This is a genomic window from Mesorhizobium sp. M1A.T.Ca.IN.004.03.1.1 (assembly GCF_003997555.1).
In the GTDB taxonomy this organism is placed as follows: domain Bacteria; phylum Pseudomonadota; class Alphaproteobacteria; order Rhizobiales; family Rhizobiaceae; genus Mesorhizobium.
Map to the genome: position 1 here is coordinate 167,001 of NZ_RZTV01000007.1, position 21,429 is coordinate 188,429.

The window sequence follows — 21,429 nt, forward strand, 5'->3', positions numbered from 1 at the left end:
GTGTATACGCGCGCCGAGTGTTCACCCCGTCCTGCACGCACCGTCAACAGAAACGAACTGTTCGGTTCGATTTTAGAATCTCCTAATAGTCACTTTCCGATACCGCTTAACCATCTTGGACCTGCCGGGTCGATTCGGAAGCCTTGGCGTCCACGGGGTCAAAGGCGTCGGCAACTCTGGGCGCAGCGTCGTCTGAAGACCTTCTCTCCGATCTGGAAGGATCGCGCCGGCCGGGCGCCGAGCCTGCTCGCGCGTCAGCGTCAGCACCAGATCGAAGCCGTCGCGACGATCGTCCGGTTCAATCAACTCGTCGCGGAAGTCGACCTCGTTTGCGGGCAACCGAAATCTTGTCGGCGGAACCTGCCGAAGAGGCCGGCAGGCTCCTTGGAAGTTTTCTCAGCCGGCGGCGAAAGGCACGGCGACGAATATCTGCGCGTCGCCGCGATCGACCAGCAGCAGCACCGACTTCCTGCCGGACTTGCCGGCCTCGGCGATCGCCTGGTTCGCTTGCCTTGCGTTTTTCACCGGCGTGCGGTCGACGGCGACGATGACATCGCCGGGTTCAATGCCGGCCGCGGAGGCCGCCTTGTCCGGGTTGACGCGCTCGACCACGGCGCCGCGCTGGTTGTCGGCCAGGTTGAGCTGCTCCCGGATGTCCGGCGTGAGGTCCGTAAGGCCAAGGCCGAGCGAGGGCACGCGCAGGCCCTGTTCGGCCGATGGCTTGCCTCCTTCGCCGTTCGAGGCGGTCTTCTGGTCTTCGGCATTGCGGCCGACATCGGCCGAGATCTGCATCGCCTTGCCGTTGCGCCAGACATTCAGCGTTTCCTTGCTGCCGGGCGAGACGTCGGCGACGGCGCGCGACAGATCCTTGGGGTCCTTGATCTCCTGGCCGGCGAAGCCGGTGATGACGTCGCCGGTCTCGATGCCGGCCTTGGCCGCCGGCGAGCCCTCGGTGACCGCCGCGACCAGCGCGCCGCCCGGATGGTCGAGGCCGATGGCGCTGGCGACGTCCTGCGTGACCGGCTGGATCTGCACGCCAAGATAGCCGTATTCGATGTCACCGCCCTTCATAAGCTTGTCGACCACTTTTTGCGCCTGGTCCGAAGGAATGGCGAAGCCGACGCCGACGCTGCCGCCATTGGGCGAATAGATCGCCGTGTTGATGCCGACCACATCGCCCTTCACGTCGACAAGCGGGCCGCCGGAATTGCCGTGGTTGATCGGCGCGTCGATCTGGATGAAATCGTCGAACGGCCCGCTGTGCAGGTCGCGGCCGCGCGCCGAGACGATGCCGGCGGTGACCGTGGTGCCGATGCCGAACGGATTGCCGATCGCCAGCACCTGGTCGCCGGTCATCAGCTTGTCGGAATCGCCCCATTTGACGGTCGGCAGCGGCTTGCTCGCCTTGACCTTGAGCACCGCCAGATCGTTCTTTGCGTCGTGGCCGACGAGCTTGGCGGGAAGCTCGGTGCCGTCGTCGAGCGTCACCTTGATCGAGGTCGCGCCGTCGATGACGTGGTTGTTGGTGACGATGGTGCCATCGGACCCGACGATGAAGCCGGAGCCCAAAGCCTCCTGCCGCGGCGCCTGCTGCGGCGGCGTCTTGGGCATCGGGATGCCCTGGTCGCCGAAGAACTGCTGGAAATACTGGTCGAAGGGCGAATTGCCGTCGAAAGGCGAGCCGTCGTCCGTCGCGCCGGGCTGGGCTTTCATCACGGTCGTCACGGTCACGACTGCCGGCTTGGTGGTGGCGACAACCGGCGCGAACGAGCCGTTCGGGGCGGTAATGCCGGCGACCGGCGTCTGTGTCGTCGCGACCACGTTGCTCAGGCCGGCATTGCCGGGATTTTGCGCAAAGGAAACAACGACGGGGGAGATGATCAGCGCAGCGCCCAGCAGGGCCGCGACGCGATGTCTGCGAAGAATGCTAAATGGTGACATGGTCGTTTCTGTCCGGGCGAGAGTTGATCCGGCGCCGCGGACGGCTCTCTCCAAGGACGCGCCCGTCGGCGTGTCGACGGCCGGGATTGCCCGTCTCGCCATGCATGGCAGCCGGCCGGATCGACAGCCACGCATTTAGGGCGTGGAATGGTCCGAATTAGGGTTTTGGCGCGACCTTACAAAGATTTAATTCAGACAGCGCTCACGAAGCGCTCTCGGCGGCGTAGGTAGGAAGACGCGATCTCTCCCATCCTCGCGCGGCCGAAACTCGGGCCATGGCCGCCATGGCCGATGCGTATCGGCAGTTCGAGCAACCGCTGCATGGTGCGGCAATAGGCGGCGCGGTCCGAATCCGGCAGGTCGTCGATCAGCATGCCGTCATAGATGGCGTCGCCGGCGAAGAACAGGCCGTCGGCCTCATCGAACAGCGCGATCGAATCCGGCGAATGTCCGGGCAGATGCAGCACGCGGAACTTCCGGTCGCCGAGGTCGACGATGTCGCCCTCGTCGAGCATTCGCGTCAACGGTGCGGAAGGGATGCGATAGTCAGCCGCCTTCCAGCCGGGCGCCGGCAATTTGGATACCGCATCGTCGAGATTGTGGAACATGTTGGCGTAGGTGACGGCATCATCCATGCCATCGAACTCCCCCGCGCTGACCTTCGGCCCCATCCTCAGCGGGAATTCGTGCAGCGAGCCGACATGGTCGAGATGAATGTGGGTGGCGACGACGATCAGCGGCTTGCCGGCCGGGGTGTCGATCTCGGGCGCCAGCGGGCAGATGCCCATGCCGGTGTCGACCAGCAGGTCGGCGTCCCGGCCCTTGAAATGCCAAATATTGGCGCGCACGAAATCGTGCACGAATGGCTCGGTCAGCATCGTCGTTCTGGCATCGACAACGGATTTGCCGAACCAGTCGCCCACCACAAGGTCGCCCATCAGACGAACGGCTTTCCGACCTTGTATTTTTCCGGCACCAGCCGCTTCAGATAGGCCATGCCGGCCTCGGACAACTGGTTGACGTCCGGCTTCATGAAATTGTCCGGCATGTGGCGGGTCTTGCCGGCCACAGCCTCGAGCGGCACCTTCTTCAGCACGGTCTTGGTACCGTCATATTGCAGCGCCACCGAGCCGCCACCCTCCCCGGCGACGGCGACCGCGAACGCGCCGGCTTCGAAGGCTTCCTTGGCGTCCACGGGGCTGATCGCGCCGACATAGCCGCGCGGCATATAGCCCAGGGCATCGACGCGCGCCCGCTTGCCCGGCAGGCCTTCCGCCAAAGCGCGTTCGAGCGCCGCCGGCAGATCGCTGCCCGACAATTTGACGTTGCCGTGCTGGTCGCGCTCGAGCTTTTCCGGAGGCACTAGGCTCTCGACCAACGCCTTGCCGTCGGCGGTGCTGACGCCTTCCGAGACGGCGACGATGCAGCGCTTGTGGCGGTCGAGCGTCCTGCGGACATCATCGATGAAACGTTCGGCGGAGAAGGCGCGCTCCGGTACATAGACCAGATGCGGACCGCTATCCGGATCGAGCTGCCAGGCGGCGGCCGCGGCAGTCAGGAAGCCGGCGTGCCGGCCCATGACGATGCCGACATAAATGCCGGGCAACGCGCGGAAATCCAAATCGACCGACAGGAAAGCGCCGGCGACGAATTCGGCCGCCGAGATGAAGCCCGGCGTATGGTCGTTCTCCTCGAGATCGTTGTCGATGGTTTTCGGCGCATGCACGAAGGCGATCGCGCCGCCGGCGGCGTCGGTCAGGATCTGCTGGGTGCCCGAAGTGTCGTTGCCGCCGATATAGATGAAGGCATCGGCGCCGGCCTTCTTGAGGCCGTTGAGGATGACCTCGCAATAGGCCGCGTCGGGCTTGTCGCGGGTCGAGCCAAGGGCGGCGCTCGGGGTGCCGGCGATCAGCCGCAGCCGATCTTGGGGGATGGCTGAGAGGTCGACATAGTTGCCGTCGCGAATGCCGCGCACGCCATGGATCGAGCCGAGCACCTTGGCGCCGTGATGCCGCTTGCGGATCTCCAGCGTGGCGCCGACGACCGTCTGATTGATGACGGCGGTCGGGCCGCCGCCCTGCGCGATGACAAAGGTTCCGGCCATGATCGTTCTCTCCCGAGGCGAAGCTTTTCAGAGCACCTTCGCCTGTCTTGCGGCATCACGCAACGGGAGAAAGGAGGAGCATGGTCCCGAAAAATAGCGGCCGTGCTGACCGCCGAAAAAATCAGACGACGACGACGACTGGGTTCTTCTTCGATACCCTGTTGTAGAGGTCGATGATGTCTTGGTTGATCAGCCGCACGCAGCCCGACGACATCGCCTGGCCGATGGTCCACCATTCGGGCGAGCCGTGGAAGCGGTAACCGGTGTCCTTGCCGTTCTGGTAGATGTAAAGCGCGCGGGCGCCCAGCGGATTGGTCAGGCCGCCGGGCTGGCCGCCCTGCCATTTCACCAGTTCCGGCTTGCGCTTGACCATCTCCGGCGGCGGCGTCCAGACCGGCCATTCCTTGCCGTACTGGATGTTGGCGCGGCCCGACCAGCGGAAGCCGTCCTTGCCGATGCCGACGCCGTAGCGGATGGCGTCGCCGCCGGGCTGGACGAGATAAAGCATGCGCTCCTGCAAATGCACGACGATGGTGCCGGGCGCTTCGCCGGTCTTGTCGACGACGATCTGGCGACGGAACTCCGGCTTGATCTTCTGGTAGGGCACCGCCGGAACCTGGAAGCCGTTGTCGGTCAAGGCAGCATACATCACGTCGGGACCGGTGATGTTCTTGTCGACGCTGATCGCCGGTCGGATCGGCACCGATCCCGTGGTGGTGTCGTCGATCTGCAATTGCGGCAGGTCGAGCGTGTCGGTGGTGCCGCAGCCGGCCATGCCGAGCAGCGCCATGGCGCCCATGCCTGAAAGCATGGCGCGGCGGGAAAGCGGAACTTCGGTTTCGACGGTTTCGCCGCTCGAAGGCGGCGTCAGACTTTGCGGCAACTCGCGCATACACCAAACCCTACGCTGTCGGCGGGAAGCACGGTCCGGCCGAATGGCTGCAATTTTCGTCAGTCATGGTTGAAAAAGGGTGAAAGAACTTTGCCCGCACTTAACCCTGACAGGGCGTTGTCCGGGCCAGGTGCCAGGGCAGGCCGGCGCCGAAGATTTTCTCCAACGCCTCTTTACAATCTCGCGTACCCCAGGATTTATCCTGTTCTTTGCGCTCAAGGAGTAGGGAAATGTCCTTCGAAAACTGGGCTGCCTTTGCCGCTGCCTCCGCCATCCTCCTCGTCATCCCGGGCCCGACGATCCTCTTGGTCGTCTCCTATGCGCTCGGCCAGGGCTGGCGTACGGCGCTGCCGATGGCAGTCGGCGTCGCGCTCGGCGATTTCACCGCCATGACTCTTTCGATGCTCGGCATCGGCGCGTTGCTTGCGGCTTCGGCCACTGTGTTCACCGTGCTCAAGGTGATCGGCGCCGGCTACCTCATCTATCTCGGCATAAAACTGTTCCGCGCCGGCGGCGCGCTGAAGGCCGAACCGCGCACCGACGCCGTGTCGGCGGCAAGGATGATGGCGCATGCCTGGCTGGTCACGGCGCTCAACCCGAAGAGCATCACGTTCTTCGTCGCCTTCCTGCCGCAGTTTCTCGACCGGCATGCCGATTTCTGGACGCAGATGCTGATCTTCGAAGCGACCTTCCTGGCGCTCGCATTCAGCAATGCCTTCGGCTATGCGCTGATTGCTTCGCGAGCGCGCGCCATGGTGCGCAACCCAAGGGCGATCCGTATCTTCAACCGCACCGGCGGGACATTGCTTGTCGGCGCCGGCATCGCCACGGTGGCGATGCGTTCGGGGAATTGAGGAGAAGTCCGGTTCGACACCGTCGAAGCCCTCGCCGGTTGGCGGGTCGACGGTCGATGTTCTAGGATCGCATCGGTTCGACCGGACGAATAGGCATCAAAGGACGCGGCTATGGCGCTGAAGGACGCATTCGGCCTGACGCATTCAGGCGCGACCGAAGCCGCGCTTTCGTCCTACGCCAGAGCCGTCCGCGAGCTGCAATGCTTCATCGGCGACCCGGTCGGCTCCATCGATAGCGCGATCGCCGATGAGCCCAGCTTCGTGATGGCGCATGTGTTCAAGGGCTATCTGTTCGGCCTCGCCACCGAGCGGGAGGCGATGGCGATTGCGCAAACCTGCCATGCGGCGGCGCTGCCGCTCGCCGGCACCGCGCGCGAGCGCGCGCATGTCGCGGCGCTCGGCCGTCTTGCCAGCGGCCGCTGGCATGACGCCGCCCGCATCCTCGAGGACGTCGCCATCGACAACCCGCTCGATGCGGTGGCGCTGCAGGTTGGCCACCAGATCGACTTCTTCATCGGCAATGCGCGCATGCTGCGCGACCGCATCGGTCGGGCGTTGCCGGCTTGGGAGAAGGGCATGCCGGGCTACCATGCCGTTCTCGGCATGCAGGCTTTCGGGCTGGAGGAAATGGGCGACTATGCGCGCGCCGAAGCCTTCGGCCGGCAGGCCATCGAGATCGAGCCGCGCGACGGCTGGGCGCAGCACGCGGTCGCGCATGTCATGGAAATGCAAAGCCGGCAAAGGGAGGGCATCGCCTGGATGCGCGCCAATCCGGAGGCGTGGACGAAGGACAGCTTCCTCAAGATCCATAATTGGTGGCATCTGGCGCTGTTCCACTACGATCTCGGCGAGACAAACGAGGTGCTCCAGCTCTATGACGGGCCGATCTACGGCGACCGCTCGACGCTGGCGCTCAACATGGTCGACGCCTCGGCGATCCTGTGGCGACTTTACCTCCACGGCGTCGACGTCGGCGACCGCTGGGCGGCGCTTGCGGCGAACTGGGCGCCAAAGGCGGCCGCCGGCAATTACGCCTTCAACGATGCGCATGCGATGATGGCCTTTGTCGGCGCCGGGCTGCACGCGCCGGCCCAGACCCTGCTCGAAGCGCAGCGCGAAGCAATGCGCGGCGATGACGATAACGCCGCATTCACGCGCGACGTCGGCCACCCTCTCACCTTGGCGATCAAAGCATTCGGCGAGGGCAACTACGGAGAAGTGGTGCGCCTGATCCGGCCAATCCGCTGGATCGCGCACCGCTTCGGCGGCAGCCATGCACAACGCGACGTGATCGACCTGATGCTGATCGAGGCGGCGCTGCGTGCCGGTGACAGCGCGCTGGCGCGGGCGCTGACCGCCGAGCGTCAGCTGGCGCGGCCGGACAGCCCGCTGTCGGCGCTGTTCTCGCGCCGCGCGGCCGATTTGTCAGAGAATTGACCGGAGGCGGATCTTGGCTTAAGAACTGGCCAAGCCAGATTTTTTCGAGACCCGAAAAAATTAATGGCATCGGGAGGAAATCATGTATCTTGGCCTCGACCTGGGCACCTCGGGCGTCAAGGCGCTCCTGATCGATGATCGCCAGACGGTCGTCGGGTCCGGCCACGGCTCGCTGGACGTCTCGCGGCCGCATGCCGGCTGGTCCGAACAGAATCCGGCGCACTGGATCGAAGCCTGCCAGACAGCGATTGCCGAGCTCAAGACTTCCCATCCCAAGGAGCTTGCAGCGGTCAAGGGTATCGGCCTCTCCGGCCAGATGCATGGCGCGACCCTGCTCGACGCCTCGGACAAGGTGCTGCGTCCCTGCATCCTTTGGAACGACACCCGCAGCCATGTCGAGGCAGCGGCGCTCGACGCCGACCCGCGTTTCCGCAAGCTCACCGGCAACATCGTCTTCCCGGGCTTCACGGCGCCGAAGCTGGTGTGGGTGAAGGACAACGAGCCCAGTGTTTTTGCCGCTGTCGCCAAGGTGCTCCTGCCCAAGGACTATCTGCGGCTCTGGCTGACCGGCCAGCATATTTCGGAGATGTCGGATTCGGCTGGCACGTCCTGGCTCGACGTCGGCAAGCGGCGGTGGTCCTCCGAACTGCTCGCCGCGACAACGCTCGACGAGAAGCATATGCCGTCGCTGGTCGAAGGCACGGCAAAGGCCGGCGGCTTGCGCGGCGAGCTTGCCTCGAAATGGGGCATTGCTTCAGGCATTCCGGTCGCCGGCGGTGCCGGTGACAATGCGGCGTCGGCCTGCGGCATGGGCACCGTGGGCGCCGGCCACGCCTTCGTGTCGCTCGGCACGTCGGGGGTGCTGTTTGCCGCCAACGCCTCCTATCTGCCCAATCCGGAAAGCGCGGTGCACACCTTCTGCCATGCGCTGCCCAACACCTGGCACCAGATGGGGGTCATCCTGTCGGCCACCGATTCGCTCAACTGGCTGTCGGAGATCACCGGCAAAGGCGCCGGCGACCTGACCGGCGAGCTCGGCGACAAGCTCAAGGCGCCGACAGGCATCGCTTTCCTGCCTTATCTCTCCGGCGAACGCACGCCACATAATGATGCGGCCATTCGTGGTTCCTTCACCGGCCTCGCGCATCAATCGAGCCGCGCCGTGCTGACCCAGGCCGTGCTCGAAGGCGTGGCGTTTGCCTTCCGCGACAGCCTCGAGGCGCTGAAAACGGCCGGCACGACCCTGACCAGAGTGACGGCGATCGGCGGCGGCTCGCGCTCGCGCTACTGGCTGAAGGCGATCGCCACCGCGTTGCAGCTGCCGGTCGACATCCCGGCCGACGGCGATTTCGGCGCCGCCTTCGGCGCGGCGCGTCTCGGGCTGATCGCCGCGACCGGCGCCGATCCGCTTGCCGTTTGCACCGCGCCGGCGACCGATGCGACGATCGAACCGGATGCCGCGCTTGGTGGGGCGTATGCAGATGCTTATCAACGCTATCGTGCGCTCTATCCGGCGATCAGGGCGGTAACCGCGTGAGTATGCGCGAGGCACCCCCCTCTGCCCTGCCGGGCATCTCCCCCTCAAGGGGGGAGATTGGCAGCTTGGGCGCCTCGCTCCCTTTTGCAGCGTTGGAGATTGGCGAAATCCTAGATGAAAGCCGATCTCCCCGCTTGCGGGGGAGATGGCCGGCAGGCCACAGGGGGGTGCCTCGCGCCTCCCTTACCCAGTTAGCCTCGCTGCGCCGGCACCTTGTCGAGGAAGCCGGTGACGCTCTTCAGGCGGCCGTTCTCGATGACGCAAATATCGGTGCCTTCGATGACGGATTCTGCGCCTTCGGGGCCCAGATTCCACGAAAAGCGGATGCGGTCGGCAAAACCGTCCGGCTCACCCTTCAGGGAGAAGCGGAAGCCGGCGAACTGCTGCTGCACGCCGTCGATCAGCGCGGCGATGCCGTCGTGGCCGTCGCCTTGCATGATCGGGTCGCGATAGCTGACGTCGCTGGTGAAGACGGCCTCGAGCAGGGCCTTGCGGCGCGCCGCATCGCTCTCGTTCCAGGCGGTGATGTAGTTGCGGGCGATTGCGTTGAGGTCGGTCATGGTCTTCATCCTTCATTGGATCGTTCGACATGACCCTTTTGGACCCACGGAAGCGCCAAACCAATTACGCCTGAGGTAATCGGCGAAAGCACTTGGAGAGGAAGGAAACCATGAGCAGCGGATTTTTCGGCGACATCAAGACCATCAAATATGAAGGGCCGGATTCAACCAATCCACTGGCCTACCGATATTACAATCCGGACGAGGTGGTAGGTGGAAAGCGGCTGGAGGACCATCTGCGCTTTGCCGTCGCCTATTGGCATTCCTTCGCCTGGCAGGGCGGCGACCCGTTCGGCGGCCAGACCTTCGACCGACCCTGGTTCGCCAAGCCCGGCGGCATCGACACGATGGAACTCGCGAAACTGAAGGCCGACGTCGCCTTCGAGATGTTCTCGCTGCTCGGCGTGCCCTATTTCTGCTTCCACGACGCCGACGTTCGCCCGGAAGGCAAGGAGTTCTCCGAAAGCGCGGCGCGCCTCGACGAGATCGCCGATTATTTTTCGGCCAAGATGAACCAGACCGGCGTCAAGCTGCTCTGGGGCACGGCGAATCTTTTCTCGCATCGGCGCTTCATGGCGGGCGCCGCCACCAATCCCGATCCGGACGTGTTCGCCTATGCGGCGGCGACGGTGAAGAAATGCATCGACGTGACCAACAAGCTGAAGGGCGAGAACTATGTGCTGTGGGGCGGGCGCGAAGGCTATGAGACGCTGCTCAACACCGACCTCGCGCGAGAGCAAGAGCAGGCCGGCCGCTTCCTCAACCTCGTCGTGGATTACAAATACAAAATAGGTTTCGAGGGCACGATCCTGATCGAGCCGAAACCGCAGGAGCCGACCAAGCACCAGTACGACTACGATGTCGCCACCGTCTACGGCTTCCTGAAGCGCTTCGGGCTGGAGAAGGAGGTGAAGGTCAACATCGAGCAGGGCCATGCGATCCTTGCCGGCCACTCCTTCGAGCATGAGCTGGCCTTGGCCAACGCGCTCGGCATCTTCGGTTCGATCGACATGAACCGCAACGACTATCAGTCCGGCTGGGACACCGACCAGTTCCCCAACAATGTGCCGGAGATGGCTTTGGCCTATTACCAGATCCTGCAGGGTGGCGGCTTCAAGACCGGCGGCACCAATTTCGACGCCAAGCTGCGCCGCCAGTCGCTCGACCCGGAGGATCTGCTGATCGGCCATATCGGCGGCATGGACGCCTGCGCGCGCGGGCTCAAGGCGGCGGCCAGGATGATCGGAGACAAGGCGCTGTCGGGTCCGCTTAGCGAACGCTATGCCGGCTGGAACACGGCCGAAGGCAAGGCGATGCTTTCCGGCAAGCGTACACTGGAGGAGATCGCCGAACGCGTGGTGGCGGACAAGATCGAGCCGCAGCCGCGCTCCGGCCGGCAGGAGCTCCTTGAAAACATCGTCAACCGCTACGTCTGAGGCTTTCCTGCGGCGCCCGAATCGAGCGCCGCAGAGCTGAAATTGCATTCCACGCGGGGTGAACCTACACGACAAGGTTTTGCCCCGCGCTGCCCCTCAATCGCCGCGCTCTTGCCTTCAAACAGCCGTCACGAATCGCGTATATTGTCGACATGCGGCGGGAAGGAAAGAAGGAGGCGAAACGTATGCAGCACGAACGCGAAATCGACGCCCTGCTCTCTTCCGGCGAGGCTGGTTCGATCATCGATCGGCTGATGGCGCTGCCGCATCCGAAGGATGGCGCCGGCGAAGCAAATGAATGGGATCGCGCGGTCGCCGCGCGGTTGGAAACGGCGCTGGCCAAGAGCATGCGCTCGCGCATTGTGCGCGAAGGCCGCGACGCCGCCTGATTCTTCGGCCCCTGTGTCCGTGGGCCTATTTTCGGCAGTTTGACGAACGGAGACTGTTTCTCCATCCTGCACCGATGATACGCGCGGTGCTGCTCGATCTCGCGGGTGTCGTCTATGATGGCGACACCCCGATCGCAGGCGCTGTGGCTGCGGTCGAGCGTTTGCGCAAGGCCGGACTGCCGCTCCGCTTCGTCAGCAACACGACACGTTCGCCGCGCCATAAAATCATCGCGCAGCTCGCCGCAATGGGTGTCGAGGTGAGGGATGAAGAATTGCTGACGCCGGCGCGCGCTGCGCTCGAATGGCTGCGAGGGCATGACCGGCAGCCTCACCTGCTCGTCCATCCCAACCTCGAAGCAGAGTTTACCGGCCTGGAAGGCGGCAAGAGCCCCGCTGTCGTCGTCGGCGACGCCGGCGAGGCCTTCGACTATGCCGGCCTAAACCGAGCGTTCCGCGAACTTGTTGCCGGAGCCGATTTTCTGGCTCTCGCCGCCAATCGCAGCTTCAAGGATGCCGACGGTGAGCTCAGCCTCGATGCCGGCGCCTTCGTGGCAGCGCTCGAATTCGCCAGCGGCCGAAGACCTATCGTGCTCGGCAAGCCGTCGCCCGATTTCTTCCTCTCGGCGCTTGCCGGCTTGAATTGCCCGCAGACCGACGCGGTGATGGTCGGCGACGACGCGGAAAGCGATGTCGCCGGCGCGCTCAGCGCCGGGCTCGGCGCGGCGCTGCTCGTACGCACCGGCAAGTATCGCCCCGGTGACGAGACACGCTTCGACCCGGCGCCCACGGCGCTGGTCGACGACCTCAGCGCGGCGGTGGACTGGATCCTCAGCCGCGCCGCAGCCTGACCGGCGCTTCGCCGAACGCGCGGGAAAACGCCCTGGAAAACGCCGCGGCTGATGAAAAACCCGTACGCCCGGCAATGTCGGCCATGGCGATGCGCGTGTCGACCACCAGACGTCGGGCGGCGGCGAGCCGCAGCCGCAGATAATAGGCACCCGGCGTCTCGCCGATCGAGTTGCGGAAGATGCTCTCGAGTGTGCGCGCCGTGACGCCGGCGCGCTTGGCCACGGCATCGATGGTCAGCGGCTCATCGACATGCGCTTCCATCAGCCGGATCGCCTGCGCCAGGCGCGGATCGTAGCCGTCGAGCCGGCCGAGCGAGACCAGCGGCTGGGCGTCGGTCGCCGCGCGCGTCTGATCGTAGATGAAGACGCTCGCCACATCGAGCGCGGCCGCCATGCCGAGCCGGGTGCGGACCAGATGCAGCATCAGGTCGAAGGTGGGCGAGGCACCGCCCGAGGTGAAGACCGGCCCGTCGATGACATAGCGGTCAGGGCGCACATCGACGCCCGGAAAGGCGGCGGAGAAATCCTCCATGTCTTCCCAATGCGTGGTGGCGCTGCGGCCTTCGAGCAGGCCGGCGCGCGCCACCAGCCAGGTGCCGGCCTCGACGCCGCCGCAGGCGCGGGCTGCACGCGCCGCGCGGCGCAACCCGGCCAGCAACGCCGACGTCGCATAGTTCTGCGTTCCGAAGCCGGCGACGACGACCAGCATGTCGGTCGCTTCGGCGGCATCGAAGCGGCCGCCGACGGCGACCGGCAAGCCGCAGGTCGTCACCGGCGCCTCCCCGGTGAGCGAGACCAGCTTGAAGTCGAACAAAGTCTCGCCGGAAATGCGGTTGGCGGCGCGCAGCGGGTCGACCGCCGAGGCCACGCACATGATCGACGAGCCCGAGAACACCAGAAACGTCACCTTGAGCGTTTCCCGCTCGGCGCGAAAGATCGTCGGTTTTTCGCTTTTAGTCATGGTGACTTCGTAAAATGCAAAACAGTTTCCGGCAAGTCGGTCATGCTTGGCCAGCTTCGGCGCAGGTCGTCATAGCAAAGCCGGTTTCCGGCTTCATCAATGGCTGATCGAATTTGGGAGGAAAGACGATGCCGCTCGCGATGAACCGTGAGGTTTTCATTACCTGTGCCGTGACCGGTTCGGGCGGGACGCAGGACCGCAGCCCGAACGTGCCGCGCTCGCCCAAGCAGATCGCCGATTCGGCGATCGAGGCCGCCAAGGCGGGTGCTGCGATCGTCCATTGCCATGTGCGCGACCCCGAAACCGGCAAGCCCAGGCGTGACGTCCATCTCTACCGTGAGGTCACCGAGCGCATCCGCGAGGCGAACGTGGACGTGGTGCTGAACCTCACCGCCGGCATGGGCGGCGACATGGTGTTCGGCTCGCCGGAAGCGCCGCTGCCGCTCAACGAGAAGGGCACCGACATGGGCGGCGCCACCAACCGCATGGAGCATGTGCGCCAGTGCCTGCCGGAGATCTGCACGCTTGATTGCGGCACGATGAACTTCGCCGAAGCCGACTATGTGATGACCAACACGCCCGGCATGCTGCGCGCCATGGGCGGCATGATGACGGCGCTCGGCGTGAAGCCCGAGATCGAGGCTTTCGATACCGGGCATCTGTGGTTCGCCAAGCAGCTGGTCGAGGAACAGGTGCTGAAGCCGGATGCGCTGGTGCAGCTGTGCATGGGTGTGCCTTGGGGCGCACCGGACGACCTCAACACCTTCATGGCGATGGTCAACAACGTGCCGTCGACCTGGAACTGGTCGGCCTTCTCGATCGGCCGCAACCAAATGGCCTATGTCGCGGCGGCGGTGCTGGCCGGCGGCAATGTCCGTGTCGGGCTGGAAGACAATCTGTGGCTGGACAAGGGCGTGCTGGCGACCAATGCGCAGCTCGTCGAGCGCGCGGTGAGCATCGTCTCCAATCTCGGTGCGCGCGTGCTCGGACCGGAGGAAGTGCGCAAGAAGCTCAACCTCACCAAGCGGGCTCCGATCGCGGCATGAGCATGACCCCGAAAAGTGGGGAACCGGTTTTTGCTTCGCTGACCTGCGGTTCGGAAAAGATCATGCTCAAACAACATTGAAAAGCGGGAGGTCGAGATGGCTACCGTCAAATTCACCGCGATGAAGGACGGCGACAAGGAAGACTACGAATTCCTGACCGCCCACGAGATCGACTATGCCGCCAGGACGGGGGATCGGCTGCTTTCCGCGCTGGTGCAGCTGGACGAAGGTTTGTCCGGCTATAAGATCACCCGGCTCGGCCATTCGCTGCAGGCGGCGACTCGCGCCTGGCGGGACGGCGCCGACACTGACTGGATCGTCTCCGCGCTGCTGCACGACATCGGCGACATCTACGCGCCCTACAATCATGACGAATATGCCGCCACGATCCTGAAGCCGTTCGTGCGCGAGCAATGCACCTGGGTGGTGGAAAAGCACGGCGACTTCCAGCGCCTCTACTACGCGCATCATTTGGGCGGCAACCAGCATGCCCGCGACCGCTTCGCCGGCCATCTCTATTTCGACGACTGCGACCAGTTTTGCGAGCGCTGGGACCAGTCGAGCTTCGATCCCGACTACGAGACGCTGCCGATCGAGTTCTTCCGGCCCTTCGTGCTCGAAGTCTTCGCCCGAAAGGCCTACGACCCGGCCGTGATCCGCGCCGGCGAGCGCGTGCCGCTTTCCGATCCCGAAACAGCCAAGACCAGAACCGGAGCCTGACTATGAGCATCATCAACAAGGCGGCCGCCGTCGGCGGCGGCGTCATCGGCGCCGGCTGGGTGGCGCGCCTGCTCTTGAACGGCATCGATGTTTCGATCTTCGATCCCGATCCCGAGGCGTCGCGCAAAGTCGGCGAGGTGATGAAGGGCGCACGCCGCGCCTACAAGCAGATGCTGCCCGGCGGCCTGCCCAAGGAAGGCAAGCTCACCTTCGCCAAGACGATCGGCGAGGCGGTAGCGGATGCCGACTTCATCCAGGAGAGCGTGCCGGAGCGGCTCGACCTCAAGCACAAAGTGCTGGCCGAGATCGACGCCCATGCGCCGGCCAACTCCATAATCGGCTCCTCGACCTCTGGCATCAAGCCGACCGACATGCAGGTGGCGATGAAGAAGCACCCGGAGCGGCTGGTCGTCGGGCACCCGTTCAACCCGGTCTATCTTCTGCCGCTGGTCGAGATCGTCGGCGGCCAGCAGACTTTTCCCGAGGCGATCGAGGTCGCCAAGGAGATCTACGCCTCGATCGGCATGAAGCCGGTGGTGGTGCGCAAGGAAATCGAGGCCTTCGTCGGCGATCGCCTCCTGGAGGCCGCGTGGCGCGAGGCGCTGTGGCTGGTCAAGGACGGCATCTGCACCGTCGAGGAACTCGACGACATCATGCGCTATTCCTTTGGCCTGCGCTGGGCTCAAATGGGCATGTTCCAGGTCTACCGCGTCGCCGGCGGCGAAGCCGGCATGCGCCACTTCATGGCGCAGTTCGGACCTTGCCTGAAATGGCCGTGGACCAAGCTGATGGACGTGCCGGAGTTCAACGACGAGCTGGTCGACCTGATCGCCACGCAGTCGGACGAGCAGGCAAACGGCCTCTCGATCCGCGAGCTTGAAAAGATCCGCGACGACAATCTGGTCGCCATCATGGATGCGCTGTCGAAGCAGAACAAGGGCAAGGGCTGGGGCGCCGGCGCGCTTCACAAGGACTATACCAGGCAGTTGGCCAAGCTGGCGGCGAAGCCGGCCGCCAAGGCAGGCGACAAAGCAAAAGCCGCCAAGCCGGCGAAGAAGATGGCGAAGCCCGCAAAGGCCGAGAAGCCCACGAAGGCCGACAAGGCGAAAACAAGCAAGAAGAAGGGCTGAGGCGATGCATTTCGGTCTTTCGGAAGAACAAAAACTGATCGTCGAGACGACGCGTGCCTTTGTCGAGAACGAGCTTTACCCGCATGAGCGCGAGGTGGAACGCACCGGCGAACTGCGCCGCGAGCTGATCGAGGAATTGAAGGCGAAGGCGATCGCGGCCGGGCTCTACGCCGCCAACATGCCGGCCGATGTCGGCGGCGCCGGCCTCGATACGGTGAGCTGGCTGCTCTACGAGAAGGAGCTTGGCCGCGCCAATTACGCGCTGCACTGGACCTGCGTGGCGCGCCCGTCCAACATCCTGCTCGCCGGCACGCCGGAGCAGCGTGAAAAATATCTCTTCCCCTGCATCCGCGGCGAAAAGTGGGACTGCCTTGCGATGACCGAGCCCGGCGCCGGCTCCGACCTGCGCGGCATGAAGGCGACCGCGGTCCAGGACGGCTCGGACTGGGTGCTCAACGGCACCAAGCACTTCATCAGCCACGCCGACATCGCCGACTTTGCCATCGTATTCATGGCTTCGGGCGAAGAGAATTCGCCGCGCGGCAAGCGCAAGAAGATCACCGCCTTCTTCGTCGACAAGGGCACCAAGGGTTTCACGGTGCGCGACGGCTACCGCAACGTCTCGCATCGCGGCTACACCAACTCGATCCTCGAATTCGACGACTGCCGGCTGCCGGCTTCCCAGGTGCTCGGCGAAGTGCACAAGGGCTTCGAGGTGGCGAATTCATGGCTCGGCGCCACGCGCCTGCAGGTCGGCGCCACCTGCCTCGGCCGCGCAGAGCGCGCGCTTTCGCATGCCATCGAATATGCCGCGCAGCGCCAGCAGTTCGGCCAGCAGATCGGCAAGTTCCAGGGTGTGTCGTTCAAGCTCGCCGATATGGCGACGGAATTGAAGGCGGCCGACCTGATGGTGTTCGAAGCCGGCTGGAAGTACGATCAGGGCACCGTCACCGATCAGGACATGGCGATGGCCAAGCTGAAGGCTACCGAGATGCTGGCTTTCGTCGCCGACGAGGCGATCCAGATCCATGGCGGCATGGGGCTGATGGACGATCTGCCGCTGGAGCGCATCTGGCGCGACGCGCGCGTCGAGCGCATCTGGGAAGGCACTTCGGAGATTCAGCGACATATTATTTCGCGGGCGTTGCTGCGCCCGTTCGGGGCTTAGAGCATGATCCGCCAAAACCGGGATCCGGTTTTGGCAACGATCGTGCTCAAATGAAAAGATGACCATGCATAAACTCGAACGTCTCCTGCGCCCGAAATCGATCGCCGTGTTCGGCGGGGCGCAGGCCGCCGCCGTCGTCGCGCAATCAATCAAGATGGGCTTTGCCGGCGAAATCTGGCCGGTGCACCCGACTAAAGACGAGGTCGCAGGCCGCAAGGCCTACCGTTCCGTCGCCGACTTGCCCGGCGCGCCGGACGCCGCCTTTGTCGGGGTCAACCGGCATCTCACCATCGAAGTGGTCAAGGCATTGGCCGAGCGCGGCGCCGGCGGCGCCGTCTGCTTTGCCGCCGGCTTCCTCGAGACCGAGGCCTATGACGAGGACGGCGAGCGGCTGCAGGCCGAGCTGGTCGCCGCCGCGGGTGAGATGCCGATCATCGGCCCGAACTGCTATGGCCTGATCAACTATGCCGACGGCGCGCTTTTGTGGCCCGATCAGCATGGCGGGATCAGACTGGCCGAGGGCGGCAAGGGCGTCGCCATCATCACTCAGTCGTCCAACATCGCCATCAACATGACGATGCAGAAGCGCGGTCTGCCGATCGCGTTCCTGATGACGGCCGGCAACCAGGCGCAGACCGGCCTTTCCGAAATGGCGCTCGGTCTGATCGAGGACGAGCGCGTAACGTCGCTTGGCCTGCATATCGAGGCCTTCGATTCCGTGGCCGGCTTCGAGCGATTGGCGGTGAGAGCCCGCGAGCTGAAGAAGCCGATCATCGCCATGAAGGTCGGCCGCTCGGAACAGGCGCGGCAGGCGACGGTTTCCCATACCGCGTCGCTTGCCGGTTCGGATGCCGCCTCGGGCGCGTTCTTGAAGCGGCTGGGCATCGCGCGCGTCGATTCCATACCGGCCTTCATCGAGGCGTTGAAGCTCTTGCACATCACCGGGCCGCTGCCCGGCTACAGACTGTCGTCGATGAGCTGCTCGGGCGGCGAAGCCTCCGTGATGGCCGACAGCGCGGAAGGACGCTGGGTGCATTTCCCGACGCTAAGCGCCGAGCATCGCGCGCATGTCAAATCGACGCTCGGGCCGCTGGTCGCGGTCGCCAATCCGCTCGACTACCACACCTTCATCTGGAACAACGAGCCGGCGATGACGGCCACCTTCACTGCCATGGTGTCGGGCGGCTTCGACCTCAACATGCTGGTGCTCGACTTCCCGCGCCCCGACCGCTGCTCGGACACCGACTGGTGGGCGACGCTGCGTGCCTTCGAGGCGGCGCTGAAGACCAACAGGGCGCAGGGCGCGATCGTCTCCTCGCTGCCGGAAAACCTGCCGGAGGAATATACCGCCGGGCTGATGGCGCGCGGCATGGTGCCCTTGTTCGGCATTTCGGAAGCGATGGACGCCGCCCAGGCCGCCGCCTTCATCGGCTGGGCCTGGCGCGAGCCGCAGGCGCAGCCGGTCGACACCACGGCGGCGGGCGCTTCCGACGGCGACCACGTCACGCCGGACGAAGCCGAGGCCAAAGCGCGTCTGATCGAGGCCGGGCTGCCGGTGCCGAAGGGCGAGCGCGCCTCGAACGCGGTCGAGGCGGTGATTGCGTCCATGGCGCTCGGTTTCCCGGTGGCGCTGAAGACGCTCGGCGTGACGCACAAGTCGGAGGTCGGCGCGGTGCGGCTGAACCTCAAGGACGCCGAATCCGTCAGCAATGCCGCGCATGACCTGTTGCCGCTCGGCACCGGGCTTTATGCCGAGCGCATGGTGCGCGACGGCGTCGCCGAACTGATCGTCGGCTTCACCCGCGACCCGATGTTCGGCGCGGTGATGACGCTCGGCACCGGCGGCGTGCTGGTCGAGCTGCTGCGCGACAGCGTGACCCTGATGCTGCCGGCGACGCGCGACGACATCGAGGCGGCGCTGCGTGGCTTGAAGCTCTATCCGCTGCTGGAGGGCTATCGCGGCAGGCCCAAGGCAGACGTCCAGGCCGCCATCGACGCCATCGCCGGCATTGCCGACTTCGTGCAGAAGAATGAAGGCGAGATCGAAGAGCTCGACATCAACCCGCTGATCGTCTGCGCCGAAGGCAAGGGCGCCTGGATCGCCGACGCGCTGCTGGTGCTTGGAGAAAAGAAGAATGGCTGACGTCATCACCACTCGCCGCGAAGGCACGATCCTGGAAGTCACGCTCGACCGGCCCAAGGCCAATGCCATCGACCTCAAGACCTCACGACTGATGGGCGAGACGTTCAAGGCGTTCCGCGACGATCCCGGCTTGCGCGTCGCCATCGTCAAGACGGCCGGAGACAAGTTCTTCTGCGCCGGCTGGGACCTGAAGGCGGCTGCGGCCGGCGACGCGGTCGACGGCGACTACGGCGTCGGCGGCTTTGCCGGGCTGCAGGAACTGCGTGACCTCAACAAGCCGGTGATCGCCTGCGTCAACGGCATGGCGGTGGGCGGCGGCTTCGAGCTGGCGCTGTCCTGCGACCTGATCTACGCCTCTGACCATTCTTCCTTCGCGCTGCCCGAGATCCGCGCCGGCACGCTGGCCGACGCCGCGACGATCAAGCTGCCGAAACGCATTCCCTACCATATCGCCATGGACCTTCTCCTCACCGGCCGTTGGATGGATGTGGCGGAAGCGCATCGCTGGGGCCTGGTCAACGAGGTGCTGCCCAAGGAGAAGCTGGAGGACCGCGTCTGGGAAATCGCGCGGCTTTTGGCCAGCGGCCCGCCGCTGGTCTTCGCCGCGATCAAGGAGACGGCGCGCGTGGCCGAGGCGCTGACCTTCCAGGAGGCCATGAACAAGGTGACGCGCAGGCAACTGCCGACGGTCGATATCCTCTACGGCTCGGAGGACAATATGGAAGGCTTCCGCGCCTTTGCGGAGAAGCGCGATCCGGTGTGGAAGGGTAGATAGGCCGCAGACGATGGCGTTCCGTCACACCCCCCTCTGCCCTGCCGGGCATCTCCCCCGCAAGGGGGGAGATCGGATGTCACGGTCGCTTTCGCCAATTGCCAGCGTCGCAGGTGGATCGCCGGCGCCCAAGCTGCCAATCTCTCCCCCTGCGGGGGAGATGTCCGGCAGGACAGAGGGGGGTGCTCAGGCTCGACCTTCGCGATCGGCCCAAGCGCTATGACCGACTACAAGACCCTCATCGACGCCGAGATCTGGGCTTTCATCGAGAAGACCAATTCCTATTACCCGCCCGACACGATCGACTACACGATCGCAGAGCAGCGGGCGATCTACGACCGGATGTGCCGCGAGTTCTTCGCCGGCTATCCGCAAGGCGTGACTGTCGAAACGACCGCCATCGCCACGCCGACCGCCAGCATCCCGATCCGCATCTATAGCAACGCGGAATCGAACAGCGCCGCAATGGTGCTCTATGTTCATGGCGGCGGATTCATCCTCGGCGGGCTGGACAGCCATGACGATGTCTGCGCCGAGCTGTGCGCCCGCACCGGCTACGAGGTGGTCTCGGTCGATTACCGGCTGGCGCCGGAACATCTGCATCCGGCCGCCTTCGACGACGTGCTAAGCGCCTTTGAATGGGCCGCCAAGACCTATGATTGCCCTGTCCTGCTTTGCGGCGACAGCGCCGGCGGAAACCTCTGCGCCGCCGTTGCCCACGCAACGCGCGGTCACATCAAGAAGCCGGCCGGCCAGGTGCTGATCTATCCCAGCCTCGGGGGCGACCGCTCGCGCGGCTCCTATGTGGCGCATGCTGACGCGCCGATGCTGACCCTGCGTGATATCGAATTCTACCTGAACATTCGCACCGGCGGCGTGGACCGGACCGGCGACATCACGCTGTCGCCGCTCGCCGACGCCGATTTCGCCTATCTCCCGGCGACGGTGCTGATCACTGCCCAATGCGACCCGCTGTCCTCAGACGGCGAGGCCTATCGCGACCGCGTCGTCGCGGCCGGCGGGTATGCCTACTGGTTCGAAGAACAGGGGCTGGTGCACAGCTATTTGAGAGCCCGGCATACGGTCGGTCGTGCTCGCGCGAGCTTCACCCGCATCGTCGAGGCGGTCTCCGTGCTCGGCAGAGGCGAGTGGATCTGGTGATTTTGCCAAAGCGCGTGGCGTCGAGAATTCAAGCGCCGCGCTTCGGGGCTGATGCCAAAATCGCTGCTCTCCTTTCGGCGACTTGCATGAGACGGGCAAAGACAGCTCTACCAGCCGGACGCCTAGAGCATTTCACCGTTTCACGGAAACGACGAAATGCTCGGGCTTGTTGTTCTGACGCAATTCCGGACGGAAAACCGCTCACACTTTTTCTCGAATTGCTCTAGACCGGATTGAACCTTTCCGACTCAGCCTGCGACTGACGGCCAGGCGCCGCATGGCGCGGGCCGGAAAGGGAGCCCGTATGATCAGAAATCCAGAGCCGCGGTG

The 21,429-nt window shown here is 64.8% G+C and carries 19 protein-coding genes; 13 read left to right on the forward strand and 6 right to left on the reverse strand.

The window, feature by feature from the left end:
* Positions 1–396: 396 nt before the first annotated feature.
* The 4 genes from EOD29_RS21920 to EOD29_RS21935 form a co-directional block, all read right to left on the reverse strand.
* Positions 397–1,941: a DegQ family serine endoprotease gene (locus EOD29_RS21920; RefSeq protein ID WP_095824378.1), complete on the reverse strand. Its 1,545-nt coding sequence runs from the start codon at positions 1,939–1,941 to the stop codon at positions 397–399.
* A 191-nt stretch (positions 1,942–2,132) separates the two neighbouring features.
* Positions 2,133–2,879 (reverse strand): MBL fold metallo-hydrolase, encoded by a 747-nt coding sequence (locus EOD29_RS21925; protein ID WP_164763803.1) that lies wholly within the window; start codon positions 2,877–2,879, stop codon positions 2,133–2,135.
* A complete protein-coding gene (locus EOD29_RS21930) occupies positions 2,879–4,045 on the reverse strand; it encodes a diphosphate--fructose-6-phosphate 1-phosphotransferase (RefSeq protein ID WP_127247844.1) in 1,167 nt (388 codons plus the stop codon). The genes EOD29_RS21925 and EOD29_RS21930 overlap by 1 nt, the downstream gene beginning before the upstream one ends.
* A gap of 121 nt (positions 4,046–4,166) precedes the next feature.
* Entirely contained in the window at positions 4,167–4,937 is a 771-nt protein-coding gene (locus EOD29_RS21935; RefSeq protein ID WP_127247846.1) for a L,D-transpeptidase, read from the reverse strand.
* A gap of 230 nt (positions 4,938–5,167) precedes the next feature.
* On the opposite strand from EOD29_RS21935, the gene EOD29_RS21940 reads away from it, so the two are divergent.
* The 3 genes from EOD29_RS21940 (at position 5,168) to xylB (ending at position 8,765) form a co-directional block, all read left to right on the forward strand.
* Positions 5,168–5,791, forward strand: a complete 624-nt coding sequence (locus EOD29_RS21940) for a LysE family translocator (RefSeq protein ID WP_095824381.1) — start codon at positions 5,168–5,170, stop codon at positions 5,789–5,791.
* Between the two features lie 111 nt (positions 5,792–5,902).
* Positions 5,903–7,228, forward strand: a complete 1,326-nt coding sequence (locus EOD29_RS21945; protein ID WP_127247848.1) for a tetratricopeptide repeat protein — start codon at positions 5,903–5,905, stop codon at positions 7,226–7,228.
* 82 nt (positions 7,229–7,310) lie between these two features.
* Entirely contained in the window at positions 7,311–8,765 is a 1,455-nt protein-coding gene (gene xylB / locus EOD29_RS21950) for a xylulokinase (protein ID WP_127247850.1), read from the forward strand.
* 191 nt (positions 8,766–8,956) lie between these two features.
* On the opposite strand, the gene EOD29_RS21960 is transcribed toward xylB, so the two are convergent.
* Positions 8,957–9,325, reverse strand: coding sequence for a nuclear transport factor 2 family protein (locus EOD29_RS21960; RefSeq protein WP_127247852.1), 369 nt, complete (start codon positions 9,323–9,325; stop codon positions 8,957–8,959).
* Between the two features lie 110 nt (positions 9,326–9,435).
* Here EOD29_RS21960 and xylA point away from each other — a divergent pair, with 110 nt between their 5' ends.
* The 3 genes from xylA to EOD29_RS21975 all read left to right on the forward strand — a co-directional run bounded on the left by xylA (position 9,436) and on the right by EOD29_RS21975 (position 11,998).
* The gene (xylA, locus tag EOD29_RS21965) at positions 9,436–10,761 is read left to right on the forward strand and encodes a xylose isomerase (protein ID WP_127247854.1); all 1,326 of its coding nucleotides are present in this window, start codon (positions 9,436–9,438) and stop codon (positions 10,759–10,761) included.
* A 185-nt stretch (positions 10,762–10,946) separates the two neighbouring features.
* Positions 10,947–11,150, forward strand: coding sequence for a hypothetical protein (locus EOD29_RS21970; protein ID WP_066996194.1), 204 nt, complete (start codon positions 10,947–10,949; stop codon positions 11,148–11,150).
* Positions 11,151–11,224: 74 nt separating this feature from the next.
* Positions 11,225–11,998 carry a TIGR01458 family HAD-type hydrolase gene (locus tag EOD29_RS21975; RefSeq protein WP_127247856.1) on the forward strand — a complete coding sequence of 258 codons (774 nt, stop codon included), beginning with the start codon at positions 11,225–11,227 and terminating at the stop codon, positions 11,996–11,998.
* Here the strand turns inward: EOD29_RS21975 and EOD29_RS21980 are convergent.
* On the reverse strand, positions 11,979–12,959 hold the full coding sequence (locus EOD29_RS21980) for a GlxA family transcriptional regulator (protein ID WP_127247858.1): 981 nt from the start codon (positions 12,957–12,959) through the stop codon (positions 11,979–11,981). The two genes, EOD29_RS21975 and EOD29_RS21980, sit on opposite strands and share 20 nt — an antisense overlap.
* Before the next feature lie 128 nt (positions 12,960–13,087).
* On the opposite strand from EOD29_RS21980, the gene EOD29_RS21985 reads away from it, so the two are divergent.
* From EOD29_RS21985 to EOD29_RS22020, 7 genes are all read left to right on the forward strand, one after another.
* Positions 13,088–14,005: a 3-keto-5-aminohexanoate cleavage protein gene (locus tag EOD29_RS21985; protein ID WP_066996067.1), complete on the forward strand. Its 918-nt coding sequence runs from the start codon at positions 13,088–13,090 to the stop codon at positions 14,003–14,005.
* A 96-nt stretch (positions 14,006–14,101) separates the two neighbouring features.
* Positions 14,102–14,725 (forward strand): HD domain-containing protein, encoded by a 624-nt coding sequence (locus EOD29_RS21990; RefSeq protein ID WP_127247860.1) that lies wholly within the window; start codon positions 14,102–14,104, stop codon positions 14,723–14,725.
* 2 nt (positions 14,726–14,727) lie between these two features.
* On the forward strand, positions 14,728–15,855 hold the full coding sequence (locus EOD29_RS21995) for a carnitine 3-dehydrogenase (RefSeq protein WP_127247862.1): 1,128 nt from the start codon (positions 14,728–14,730) through the stop codon (positions 15,853–15,855).
* Positions 15,856–15,859: 4 nt separating this feature from the next.
* Positions 15,860–17,023, forward strand: coding sequence for an acyl-CoA dehydrogenase (locus EOD29_RS22000; protein ID WP_127216730.1), 1,164 nt, complete (start codon positions 15,860–15,862; stop codon positions 17,021–17,023).
* A gap of 64 nt (positions 17,024–17,087) precedes the next feature.
* A complete protein-coding gene (locus EOD29_RS22005; RefSeq protein WP_127247864.1) occupies positions 17,088–19,166 on the forward strand; it encodes an acetate--CoA ligase family protein in 2,079 nt (692 codons plus the stop codon).
* Positions 19,159–19,941, forward strand: coding sequence for a carnitinyl-CoA dehydratase (locus EOD29_RS22010; protein ID WP_066996079.1), 783 nt, complete (start codon positions 19,159–19,161; stop codon positions 19,939–19,941). The genes EOD29_RS22005 and EOD29_RS22010 overlap by 8 nt, the downstream gene beginning before the upstream one ends.
* Before the next feature lie 216 nt (positions 19,942–20,157).
* Positions 20,158–21,099, forward strand: a complete 942-nt coding sequence (locus EOD29_RS22020) for an alpha/beta hydrolase (RefSeq protein WP_127247866.1) — start codon at positions 20,158–20,160, stop codon at positions 21,097–21,099.
* The last annotated feature ends 330 nt before the right edge of the window (positions 21,100–21,429 follow it).

What these genes read in the sequence shown, in the direction of transcription:
- EOD29_RS21920 (WP_095824378.1), bottom strand. Translation starts at nt 1,941, where the DNA reads ATGTCACCATTTAGCATTCTTCGCAGACATCGCGTCGCGGCCCTGCTG.
- EOD29_RS21925 (WP_164763803.1), bottom strand. Translation starts at nt 2,879, where the DNA reads ATGGGCGACCTTGTGGTGGGCGACTGGTTCGGCAAATCCGTTGTCGAT.
- EOD29_RS21930 (WP_127247844.1), bottom strand. Translation starts at nt 4,045, where the DNA reads ATGGCCGGAACCTTTGTCATCGCGCAGGGCGGCGGCCCGACCGCCGTC.
- EOD29_RS21935 (WP_127247846.1), bottom strand. Translation starts at nt 4,937, where the DNA reads ATGCGCGAGTTGCCGCAAAGTCTGACGCCGCCTTCGAGCGGCGAAACC.
- EOD29_RS21940 (WP_095824381.1), top strand. Translation starts at nt 5,168, where the DNA reads ATGTCCTTCGAAAACTGGGCTGCCTTTGCCGCTGCCTCCGCCATCCTC.
- EOD29_RS21945 (WP_127247848.1), top strand. Translation starts at nt 5,903, where the DNA reads ATGGCGCTGAAGGACGCATTCGGCCTGACGCATTCAGGCGCGACCGAA.
- xylB (WP_127247850.1), top strand. Translation starts at nt 7,311, where the DNA reads ATGTATCTTGGCCTCGACCTGGGCACCTCGGGCGTCAAGGCGCTCCTG.
- EOD29_RS21960 (WP_127247852.1), bottom strand. Translation starts at nt 9,325, where the DNA reads ATGACCGACCTCAACGCAATCGCCCGCAACTACATCACCGCCTGGAAC.
- xylA (WP_127247854.1), top strand. Translation starts at nt 9,436, where the DNA reads ATGAGCAGCGGATTTTTCGGCGACATCAAGACCATCAAATATGAAGGG.
- EOD29_RS21970 (WP_066996194.1), top strand. Translation starts at nt 10,947, where the DNA reads ATGCAGCACGAACGCGAAATCGACGCCCTGCTCTCTTCCGGCGAGGCT.
- EOD29_RS21975 (WP_127247856.1), top strand. Translation starts at nt 11,225, where the DNA reads ATGATACGCGCGGTGCTGCTCGATCTCGCGGGTGTCGTCTATGATGGC.
- EOD29_RS21980 (WP_127247858.1), bottom strand. Translation starts at nt 12,959, where the DNA reads ATGACTAAAAGCGAAAAACCGACGATCTTTCGCGCCGAGCGGGAAACG.
- EOD29_RS21985 (WP_066996067.1), top strand. Translation starts at nt 13,088, where the DNA reads ATGCCGCTCGCGATGAACCGTGAGGTTTTCATTACCTGTGCCGTGACC.
- EOD29_RS21990 (WP_127247860.1), top strand. Translation starts at nt 14,102, where the DNA reads ATGGCTACCGTCAAATTCACCGCGATGAAGGACGGCGACAAGGAAGAC.
- EOD29_RS21995 (WP_127247862.1), top strand. Translation starts at nt 14,728, where the DNA reads ATGAGCATCATCAACAAGGCGGCCGCCGTCGGCGGCGGCGTCATCGGC.
- EOD29_RS22000 (WP_127216730.1), top strand. Translation starts at nt 15,860, where the DNA reads ATGCATTTCGGTCTTTCGGAAGAACAAAAACTGATCGTCGAGACGACG.
- EOD29_RS22005 (WP_127247864.1), top strand. Translation starts at nt 17,088, where the DNA reads ATGCATAAACTCGAACGTCTCCTGCGCCCGAAATCGATCGCCGTGTTC.
- EOD29_RS22010 (WP_066996079.1), top strand. Translation starts at nt 19,159, where the DNA reads ATGGCTGACGTCATCACCACTCGCCGCGAAGGCACGATCCTGGAAGTC.
- EOD29_RS22020 (WP_127247866.1), top strand. Translation starts at nt 20,158, where the DNA reads ATGACCGACTACAAGACCCTCATCGACGCCGAGATCTGGGCTTTCATC.